Annotated in this window: 2 protein-coding genes; one reads left to right on the plus strand and one right to left on the minus strand. The window is 38.8% G+C overall.

Going from position 1 to position 5,663, the window contains the following annotated elements; genetic code table 11:
• Nucleotides 1-676: 676 nt before the first annotated feature.
• Complete coding sequence (locus tag CHB66_RS16250) at nucleotides 677-3,364, minus strand: lantibiotic dehydratase (RefSeq protein ID WP_141107412.1); 2,688 nt, start codon at nucleotides 3,362-3,364, stop codon at nucleotides 677-679.
• A gap of 826 nt (nucleotides 3,365-4,190) precedes the next feature.
• On the opposite strand from CHB66_RS16250, the gene CHB66_RS16255 reads away from it, so the two are divergent.
• On the plus strand, nucleotides 4,191-5,213 hold the full coding sequence (locus CHB66_RS16255; RefSeq protein WP_089242469.1) for a glycosyltransferase family 4 protein: 1,023 nt from the start codon (nucleotides 4,191-4,193) through the stop codon (nucleotides 5,211-5,213).
• Nucleotides 5,214-5,663 lie beyond the last annotated feature (450 nt).

Below are 5,663 nucleotides of genomic sequence, written 5' to 3' on the forward strand. Positions count from 1 at the left end.
AGAAAATGGGTTAGCTCGCGAAGCTTGCAGCGAGATCAATCCATTTTTAGGTTGGAACAATTGGCTTAAAATTAAATTGGGTCATATACCATATTTTGAATAAGACTTTTTAATCCCAATTTAAAAGCATCAATTCAGGCCTAGATTTTTTGTTACTTTTTCATCAATGGAAAAAGTAAAAGAATAATGCATCTATACCCAAAAGCCCCTCTCACTATAATAAACCTCCAACCATATTATGACTATTTTTTAATCATCTAGAGACATTCGCGTCAATCCCAGCCCTCTAGCACTCCAAATTCAAAAACATTCCAACCCCAAATTCTTTACTTCACCACCCCGACCCCTCGGGGCATCTTAAACTCCTAAAAGCCTATTTCGTGTAATTAGTGCAATTCGTGGTTTCCTTTCCCCTTTAACCTTTTATCTTTTCCCTTTTTCTTTCCTCCTTTACTTGGTTCAACTCGTCCGCCGTGGCGGATTGTACTTTGTACCCCTTCATCCTTCCTCCCTTTTCCCTAATTAATTCAACCAACTTAATAACTAAGCCCCTTCCCCCTAAACAGTTAAGCAGTTAAGCAGCTAAACATTCTTTCCCTCACCCTTCCTCCTTCCTCCTTTCTCCTTTCCCCTTTAACCTTTTCCCTTTCCCCTCTTCATTCTTTGCCCCTTAGCTCTATTCGAGAGCCCCTTTTCCCTTTTCCCTAACTCCCTTAAACCTCCTCTTCCCAAGTTCTCGATAAAGACAATAAATAAACAGCGTCTCGTAATAACTAGATTCATGTAGAAAGAATCGATTACACATCATATGAATATGATTCAATATAAAATCCTTGCATTTCCTTGGCCTATGATAAAAAGAATGTGTCTCCAATATCTTTTGGTAATTGATAGCGAAGGATTCAATTTCAATGCTTTCCTCAAGATTACCTTGAATACTTGATGAATACACCTGTCTCATGTCAACAAAATCAGGTTTATCTATTCCCCGAATCATACCATGAATATGTCGCTTTAATACATCCCATAAACTATCTTTCCCTACCAAAGGAATCCATATCCTAAGCATAAAAATCAAAATACTTTCCGCACTAAAACCTAATATTGGCCCTGACAATAGATAAGATTTGGCAATACTTTCAAACACCAAACTAGATTCCAAAGAAAATAGGTTTTCACTAATTGAAAGATCCTCCTTGGAATATTTGCGAGTCTCAGGATAATAGTCGCAAAGACTGATTTTGGAACCAGCCATCCTCCTGACTACTGCCCCAAAAATTTGATTTATCAAGTAGCTTCGCTCTTCTTTTTCTTTTAATTCAACTCTAATCCTAAGTTCATGATTAGGATTATAATAATGCAGGTAAAACCATTGCCTGTCATCTTCATTCTTAAATACTGATTCAAAAATCTTTGCCCAAACCACACTTAGAAAATACTTCCCCAAATCCTCCGGTATTTCAATTTTAAAATACAACCATGATTCAGATTTCCTTTCTACAGGATTCAATTTTGACATTTTAAGAGAAGAGTCTTTGTTTACCTGATAGGCATGGGTATAAATATATTGTGGATACATGGGGTCTTCCTGAGTACACCTAAGGCCTTGATAAAGATTTTCTCTCACCTCTATTGCCTTCACCTTTTTTAGCTCTTGAAATAAAATATCCAAATCCCAAGTCTTACTCCAGTCAAGACTCAATTCCAGATCCATAAGTCCAGCCAAGATTTGATTTGGAATATTTAAGGTTTGCAGTAATGACCTAAGCTCATCAGTCGATGTTACAACATCTTCATGAAGCTTCCATTTTCTTGGCTGTAAGATCACATTTCCCCACCTGAGTCTAGGAATGTAATTTAATCCTGTAAAAGCCTTTTCCCTATAAAATTGAAACTGAGGCAAATTTTGATTAGCTATTTCCCACATAAGCTTACTTATGGGATGACTAATATAAAGGCCCGAAAGGGGGTGGCTAATAATTGGAATGACTCGTCTCTTTAATTTTTTATCAAACAATACCACCTCTTGATCAACTAGCCCAATCAATAATCGATCAGGAGGAATATATCCTTCTTCCGCACTTTGGCTAATGCAACTGATAACATAAGGAGTGTATGGCTGATGATTCATCAATTGCCTAAAATGGTCTTTTTCACTGATTTCAATTTCAGCATAGATGACCTTAGAATTATCATAAAGCTCTCTGACTATCTTCTCTCCATATTTTCGCAGTAATTTAATTTTATCATGCCTTCCAAGATATACGAGTGGCTTATTACATACCATATTTTCTATAATGATTTCCTGATTTTGGTTCACCTTAAACATATATGTCATAGACCTACAATCAGTTATTGCAGATGTTGGACTAATTGCTTTCAAATCAACTTCCAGACTGCCCTTACAAAGCTCAAGCATTACCCTATTTTTCAAAAGATCATGATCTCTTTCGGTTGGAATATTTATCACCTTTCCAACAAACTCCCCCAAGGAATGTATCGGGTCGAATATTTTTATCAAATCAACCGCCCTATCATCAAAATTTTGATGAAATAGTTCCAAAAATCTGGACATGTAAGTAGTATTATATAGCTTGAAAAGACCTCCAATTTCATTACTGACATGATCAAGACTATTCTTTATACTGACTGGGAGCTCAAAATTCCCTTCCACATAGCTATCCACATAGCAACTATCTTCCTTCTTCAAAGTGACCTTATATGAAGCTGAAACCAAAATTCCAGATGCAATCAAATTATCCCAATAAGATTGAATTTCAGACTCAATGACATCCTTAAACCAAGTCTTAAAAAGCCTGAAAGTGAGAGACTCTTGCTGTTGAAAATACTGATAGATAAATGCAACTACTGGATGCGCACCAATAAACATATTTTCCCACTTTTCGGCTTGCTCAGAAAATTGATCACAGATATAGTACCCATCATAGGCCTTAAAACCAGGATTGAGAATATAGCTACTAGACTTGGATTGATGCTTTCTCGAATGTAATTCACCTTCATTGCCCGTTGAACATACATGATAATTAACCTGCTTAATTTCTAACAAATGACTTTCTCCAAACACACCTAAACCACTTCCAACCCACTTGCCAAAAGGAGTTCCCCTATATTTACCTCTTAGCAAGTATTTATATACTTTCATTTTAAGAGTAGGAGAGAGGCTACTATAATTAGAATCCTTAATCTCTTGGTAGAGAACCTCTGATGAAACCTTAATGGCATCTTTAACAAATTGAAAATTTTGATCCACTTCTGATTCATCATAAATATCAAAAGTGACAAGTGGAATTCTGATGATGTAGTCCATGGCTTTTTTTGCACCATATTCCTCAATCAAATCCAATAAGTCCAATTCTCATGCCCAACAACAAAAAAAAGAACCTATCCGACAATTTCACCACCCCCATAACCGTCAAACGGTTCAACAACCCATCGTTAATTTTCAAAACCCTTTCCAAACCGTCAGACGGTTAATCCACGTCCCGCAATAACCCTCAGACGGTTCAACTACTTTCCGTTTAAATTCAAGACCCTCTCTTAACCGTCAGACGGTTTTACCCCATTTTCCCTTTAACCTTTTCCCTAAACCCTTCCTTCTTCCTATTCTTTCCACTTTAACCTTTCTCCTCATTTCCCCCCTAAACAGTTAAGCAGCCCCGACACTTCAGGGCAATTAAACATTTTTTTCCTCATCCTTAAACCTTCACCCTTTCTCTTTTCATCCCTCACCCTTTCCCTTCGTATTAATCCCAGCGCTTCAGCGCTCCAAATTCAAGAACATTTCAAACTCTATTATCCATTTTTAATGGCCTCCTCTACATTTCAAACTTCTAAAATCCCCCTTCGTGTGATTCGTGCAATTCGTATAATTCCTGCCCGGAGGCAGACAGGCGTGGTATCCCTTTTCTCCTTTCCCTTTTTCCTCTCTACACCTCCGTTGCGCTCGCCGCGTCATTTCGTTGCGCCCGTTGCGAGAAATCCTTTCCCCTCATTTCCTCCTTTTCTTTCCGCCCTTCGCACCTTAGCCGTTCTTGGCGAGCCCCCTTTCCCCTCCAATCATCCCCAAAAAAAAATCCGCGAAATCCGCGAAATCTGCGAGAGCATTATTTAACTTGCCCTAAAAACAAAATAGCCCATTGAAAATACTTTTTCTACCCAAATACCCCCGTATGGGAGCCTCTAGTAGATTGAGGACATTTCAATACCTGCCACTATGGCAAGCAGTAGGGGATGAAATTGCAGTACACCCATTTTTCAATGAGGCCTACCTAAATGCCATATACAGTAAAACCACACCCAATATATTCAATGTGCTTTTCTGCTATTTTAGAAGAGTTCTAGTACTCTTTACTGCTTCGAAATACGACCACATCATTATAGAAAAAGAGCTTTTCCCATTTCTGCCAGCATGGGCAGAATACTTACTGTCTAAAACTGCAAATGGCTACCTTGTTGATTATGATGATGCAGTTTTCCATAACTATGACCGCTCCCCAAATGCATTTGTTAGAAGTACCATGGGTAATAAAATCGACCATGTGATAAAGCGTGCCAGGGTAGTGTTAGTAGGAAATAAATACCTGCAAGAAAGAGCCGAAAGGGCAGGAGCCAGGCAAATTGTACACCTACCCACAGTCATAGACTCCCATCGTTACAATTCAGTTCCAAAAGAAGAAAATACCCTACCTATCATTGGCTGGATAGGAAGCCCAACTACCTTAAAATACCTCAAAGAAATCTTACCCACCTTAGAGGAAGTAAACAAAAAAAGCCCCTTTGTCCTAATGGTAGTCAACGACAACAGAACAGAATTAACTTATAGCGGTCAATTGGAATTAAGAGCCTGGTCAGAAGAAACAGAAGTGTCTTCTATTCAACAAATGGATATCGGCATCATGCCCCTAGAAGACTCACCTTGGGAACGAGGCAAATGCGCCTACAAACTTATTCAGTACATGGCTTGTGGTCTACCAGTAGTAGCCTCACCCATAGGCATGAACACAGAAGTAGTCAAACATGAAGAAAATGGATTTCTTGCAACCACTGACCAAGAATGGATTGAATCATTAACAAAACTCCTTACCAATCCCCACCTCCGCCAATCCTTCGGCAAAGCTGGACATCAACTCGTTCAAGAAAAATATACCCTAGAAAAGAATTTTGAAATCTTAAAAAAGGTTTTGACTTCTTAACAAGTTAACCTTTTAATCAATTACACGACTAATCTCTTGATCCATTTAAACCCCTATTCAACTTTATCAACCAATCAACCAGTTAACCCTTTAAAGTTTCAGCTTTCACCTTTTCCCCTTCAACCTTCGTATCCCCTTAAACAGCCCCGACACCTCGGGGCAATTAACCATTGTCTTTTCCTCTTTCCTCTGCGACCTTTGCCCCTTAGCTGTCCTTTGCGAGCCCCCTTTAACCTTTAACCTTCTCCCTCGTTCCCCCCTACACAATTAAACAGCCCCGACACCTCGGGGCAATTAACCATTGTCTTTCCCTCTTTCCTCTGCGACCTTTGCCCCTTAGCTGTCCTTTGCGAGCTGTCATTCCCTGAAATAGGTTGACCGTTTTTAACCCTTAAATTAGATGTTAAAGACTGGAAAAAGGATTAATTCCCAAAGGAGATTTTCTGAAGA

Origin of the sequence: Belliella buryatensis (genome assembly GCF_900188245.1) — a bacterium.
GTDB lineage: Bacteria > Bacteroidota > Bacteroidia > Cytophagales > Cyclobacteriaceae > Belliella > Belliella buryatensis.

What these genes read in the sequence shown, in the direction of transcription:
- CHB66_RS16255 (WP_089242469.1), top strand. Translation starts at nt 4,191, where the DNA reads ATGGGAGCCTCTAGTAGATTGAGGACATTTCAATACCTGCCACTATGG.